We start from the raw sequence: 4,604 nt of genomic DNA on the forward strand, positions 1-4,604 counted from the left end.
GCTCTCTGTCTTTCGTGCGCGGGGCGCGCGCGCCGCCGGCGAGACACTGCGGGGGGGTTGTTTTTTTGGTCGCGGGGGGGCCGCCCGGGCCCGCGCGCCCCCCACACTGCATAGACGAACGTGCGCGCGAAGTGTCCGCACACCCCACACAGAACAGGTAGGTCATGGCCGCTAACAACCGCCGCATGTCCGGCAAGAAGGGCGCGCAGGTCGGCAGTGGCGGCCAGCGACGCCGGGGCCTGGAGGGCAAGGGCCCGACCCCGCCCGCCGAGATGCGCAAGGGACACAAGAAGAACCGCATCGCCAACGTCAAGGCGAAGCAGACCGCCCGCCGTCCCGCGCCCCGCGGGCGCGGCGGCAAGGGCACGTCCGAGATGGTCGTCGGGCGCAACCCCGTCGTCGAGGCGCTGCGTGAGGGCGTGCCGGCGACGATGCTGTACGTGCAGCAGTTCATCGACAACGACGAGCGGGTGCGCGAGGCCCTCCAGCTGGCCGGCGAGCGCGGTGGCATCCACCTCATGGAGGCTCCGCGTCCCGAGCTGGACCGGATGACCAACGGGCTCAACCACCAGGGCCTCGTCCTGCAGGTCCCGCCGTACGAGTACGCGCACCCGGAGGACCTCGCCGCCGCCGCGTACGACGAGGGCGCGGACCCGCTGATCGTCGCCCTCGACGGCGTGACCGACCCGCGGAACCTGGGCGCCGTGGTCCGCTCCACCTCCGCCTTCGGCGGCCACGGTGTCGTCGTGCCCGAGCGGCGCGCGGCCGGGATGACCGCCGGTGCCTGGAAGACCTCGGCCGGCGCCGCCGCCCGTACGCCCGTCGCGCGCGCCGCCAACCTGACGCGGGCCCTGGAGTCGTACAAGAAGGCCGGGCTGGTCGTGGTCGGGCTCGCCGCGGACGGCGAGGTCGAGGTCGGTGACCTGGAGGCCCTGGGCGGCCCCGTCGTCATCGTCGTCGGCAGTGAGGGCAAGGGGCTGTCCCGGCTCGTCGGGGAGACCTGCGACTTCCGGGTGCGGATCCCGATGCCGGGCGGCGCGGAGTCGCTGAACGCCGGTGTCGCGGCAGGCGTCGTGCTGTACGAGGCGGCCCGGCGACGCGCCTGAACAGACGTGCGTGCCGTCACCCCGGTGGGGTGATCGGGACGGTCCGGACCGCCTTGACGCGGTCCGGACAGATCGGCGAGGTCAAAGCAGTGTCCTAACCACACGTCACTCGGTTAGATGAGTGTGGACACCAGAACACCCCGCACACCCACGGGGGACCGCTCGTCGGGATTCGACGACGCTCCCGCGCTGAGCATGGTGAAGGTGCCGAGCGATCCGGCGCAGGTCATCGTCAATCATGCGAGCTTCCGCGTGCAGCTGGGCGCTGCGTCGCGACCCCAATCCTCGCGCGTCGCACGGCACTTGAGCGCCGGCGGCGCCCCCGCGCGGATGCCCGCCGGCGGCACGGCGGGCAGAGCGGGCGCGGTCGGCCAGGGCGCCGCCGGCACCCGCCGCCGCGCGCCCGTCGTCTGGAGCGGGAAGTCCGCGCCCGACGACACCGGCGCGCACCGGCTGCTGCAGGCCGTGCGGAGCACCAGCGTCGGTCACGGCGGAACCGCCCCGGTGGGCGACGCCGGTGCGACGCAGGTCATCCCGCGCTACGACGAACACCACGGCTACGAGGGCGACATGACCGTCGAGACGGTGGAGACACCGCTCGTCGGCAGCCAGCGCACCGGCTCGTCCGGCCTCGACTCCGGCCGGACCGGCGGGACCTCTCTCGCCGGCGAGGGCAGGCTGCTGCCGAACATGCGCAGCGTCGACAGCGCGTACGACGAACCGCGCTACGGGGGCGGGGAGTTCGCGGGCGACGAGGGCGACGACGCGTACGCCTACGGCTACGCCTACGAGGGCGAGGACGAGGCGGCCGAACTGCCGGTCAGACGGCAGCCCACGGACTCGCTGCGACAGGGGTACTACCCCGGCCGCCGGATGAACCTCGGCGTGGTGCTGCTTCCGCTCCGCGTCTTCCTCGGCTTCATCTCCATCTACGCCGGCATGGGCAAGCTGTGCGATCCCGTCTACTTCGACGGCGGCAAGCGCGGCTCCATGGTCAAGTGGCTGAACACCCTGCATCCCTGGGAAGTCGCCGAGCCGCTGCGGCAGTTCGCGCTCCAGCACCCGGTCGGCTCCGGACTCGTCATCGCCTTCCTCCAGGTCATCGTGGGTGTGCTCACGGTGCTCGGTCTGTGGCAGCGGGTCGCCGCGGTGTTCGGCGCGATGCTGTCCGCCGCGCTCATCGTCACCGTCAGCTGGAAGACCGTCCCCGCGTACGACGCGCCGGACATCATCTATCTCGCCGCCTGGTCCCCGCTGATCATCGCGGGCGCCCCCGTCTACTCGGTGGACGGACGTCTGGCGGGCGAGGCCTGGCGCACCCTCGGGCCGCGCGCCGACATCTGGGACCTGCGCGGGCGGGTGCTGCGTCGCGGCGCGGTGGTCTCGGCCGTCGTCATCGGGCTCACGCTGCTGGTCGGCTCGCTGCTGGGCGGTGCCGTCCGTGACGCGGACCGGGTGGTCGTGCCGGGACCGGGCGAGGCTCCGCGCAACGAGCTGCCCGGTTCCCCGCTTCCGCAGGAGCCCGGCACGCCCCAGCGGAAGACCAGCACCCCGTCGGCCTCCGCCAAGGTGCCGACGCACAGCGGTTCGTCGTCGCCGTCGGGTCCGGCCACCACCCCGGGCGCGACCCGCGGGACGGGCGGCACGGTCAGCAGCGGACCCAGTCAGACGCAGGGCGGCGGCCAGGCGCCCCCGCAGCACTCCGCGCCGGTGCACCAGGCCCCCAGCACGAGCGCGGGGCCGACGTCCACCGGCGGCAGCGGCGGTGGCAGCGCCAGCGGTGGCTCCACGGGCTCCGGTACGGGCGGGACGTCCGGCGGTTCGAGCTCCGGCGGCGGTACGACCGGCGGCTCGGACAAGCTGGTCGGCGGCCTGCTCGGGTAGCGGTCCGGACGGTACGAGGACGGGGCCCCGCACACCGAGTGTGCGGGGCCCCGTCGTCACGCGTGCCACAAGGCCGTTCAGCGGCCGAGCGCGGCGAGTTCCTTGGCGGCCTCCGTGAGGTCCTTCGCCGTGTCGATGGCGCGCCAGTAGGCGCCCTGCGGGAGGGAGAAGCCGGCCAGGCGGCGTTCGCGGGCCAGGTGCGGGAACGTGGTGCGCTCGTGGTCGCCGCGCTCGGGGAGCAGACCGGCGAACTCGGCGGAGAAGACGTAGACGCCCGCGTTGATCTCGTAGGTGGTCGGCGGTGACTCGATGAAGTCCGTCACACGGCCGAAGTCGTCCGTCTCGACGGCGCCCCACGGGATGCGGGGGCGGGCGAGGGCGAGGGTCGCGACGGCGTCGCGCTCGGTGTGGAAGTCCGCCATGTCGCGCAGCGAGAAACGGGTCCAGATGTCGCCGTTGGTCGCGAACCAGGGCCGGTCCGGGTAAGGGAGGTGCGCGGCGGCGTACTTGAGGCCGCCGCCCCGGCCCAGGGGCTCCTTCTCCACGACCGTTATGACGTTGACCGGAAGGTGGGCCGAGTCCAGCCAGTCCTGGAGGACCTCGGCGAGGTGGCCGCAGGAGACGACGACGTCGGTCACGCCCTCTTCGGCGAGCCAGGTCAGCTGGTGGCCGATGATCGGGGTCCCGGTGCCGGGGATCTCGACCATCGGCTTCGGCCGGTCGTCGGTGTAGGGGCGCAGTCGGGAGCCCTGACCACCGGCCAGGACAACGGCTTGAACGGGGCGCGACGCGGCGTTCGGATCGGTCATGCCCGAACTGTACGTGGCGCCCCGCAGGTGGCTTCTGTCGGCAACCGTTCCCTTAAGCAGCTGTTACCTGGCGGGCGGGAAGGGGCCGTTCCGGCCTCGGACGAGGCCCCGCGGGTTCAGAGGTGCGTGGCCGCGACCCCCGATGCGAAGGACGTGTCGCAGACCGGGCGCGCGAACGCCTGGGCGCGCGTCGGGCCGTACGCGCGGACCGCGGCGCGGCCGAGGGCGCGGGCGATGGAGACGCAGTGCTTCGCGAGCGACGGGCGGCCGTTCACCGCCTCCTGGAGGTGGGTCAGGGCCGTGCCCGGGTCCTTCTCCTGGAGCTCCAGCAGGAGCCGGTCGCGCAGGACGTCCTGCGGGGCGCGGGAGACGGCGCGCGAGGAGACGTCCGAGGAGGAGGCGGTGAGCACCGACTCCGAGGAGTTCCCCGACCAGTTGACTCGGGTGACCGCGAGGGTCCCGGAGAGCACCAGGACGACAGGCAGAACGAGGGCGAGGGTGCGGCCGATCCGGCGGGCGGGGCCACGGCCACGCCGGGTCCGTTGGTTAGTGGTGGAGTGCTTCACGCGAGTGAGGGTAGCGCGGGGTGATGATTTGGCGACATTTAGTCACCGGTTCGGGGGATGAGGAACTGGTGGTTTCCGGCTGGCGTGTTGACGTACACGTATCGAAATGACCGGCTTGCCGGGGTATTTGTCGACAACGAGGAGGGGGGGGGCCCCCCGCGCGGGGGGGCCCCGCCCGCGACACAGGGCGAGATGAACCACCCCCCCGGGGGGGTGAGGTAGGGGGTGGCGGAGGGCAG

Annotated in this window: 4 protein-coding genes; 2 read left to right on the forward strand and 2 right to left on the reverse strand. The window is 73.0% G+C overall.

Features of this window, described 5'->3' with window-relative positions; all coding sequences use genetic code 11:
* The first annotated feature begins 164 nt into the window (after positions 1 to 164).
* Together rlmB and ACFV2J_RS23425 are read left to right on the forward strand one after the other, a co-directional pair.
* The gene (rlmB, locus tag ACFV2J_RS23420) at positions 165 to 1,106 is read left to right on the forward strand and encodes a 23S rRNA (guanosine(2251)-2'-O)-methyltransferase RlmB (protein ID WP_385094657.1); all 942 of its coding nucleotides are present in this window, start codon (positions 165 to 167) and stop codon (positions 1,104 to 1,106) included.
* Between the two features lie 117 nt (positions 1,107 to 1,223).
* Positions 1,224 to 2,990: a DoxX family membrane protein gene (locus tag ACFV2J_RS23425; protein ID WP_385440382.1), complete on the forward strand. Its 1,767-nt coding sequence runs from the start codon at positions 1,224 to 1,226 to the stop codon at positions 2,988 to 2,990.
* Positions 2,991 to 3,067: 77 nt separating this feature from the next.
* Here ACFV2J_RS23425 and ACFV2J_RS23430 read toward each other — a convergent pair whose 3' ends face one another.
* Both ACFV2J_RS23430 and ACFV2J_RS23435 read right to left on the reverse strand, forming a co-directional pair.
* Complete coding sequence (locus ACFV2J_RS23430) at positions 3,068 to 3,799, reverse strand: NDP-sugar synthase (RefSeq protein WP_385094654.1); 732 nt, start codon at positions 3,797 to 3,799, stop codon at positions 3,068 to 3,070.
* Between the two features lie 116 nt (positions 3,800 to 3,915).
* Positions 3,916 to 4,365, reverse strand: coding sequence for a hypothetical protein (locus tag ACFV2J_RS23435; protein WP_266699987.1), 450 nt, complete (start codon positions 4,363 to 4,365; stop codon positions 3,916 to 3,918).
* Positions 4,366 to 4,604 lie beyond the last annotated feature (239 nt).

It is taken from the genome of Streptomyces sp. NPDC059668, assembly GCF_042734135.1.
Lineage (GTDB): Bacteria > Actinomycetota > Actinomycetes > Streptomycetales > Streptomycetaceae > Streptomyces.

What these genes read in the sequence shown, in the direction of transcription:
- rlmB (WP_385094657.1), top strand. Translation starts at nt 165, where the DNA reads ATGGCCGCTAACAACCGCCGCATGTCCGGCAAGAAGGGCGCGCAGGTC.
- ACFV2J_RS23425 (WP_385440382.1), top strand. Translation starts at nt 1,224, where the DNA reads ATGAGTGTGGACACCAGAACACCCCGCACACCCACGGGGGACCGCTCG.
- ACFV2J_RS23430 (WP_385094654.1), bottom strand. Translation starts at nt 3,799, where the DNA reads ATGACCGATCCGAACGCCGCGTCGCGCCCCGTTCAAGCCGTTGTCCTG.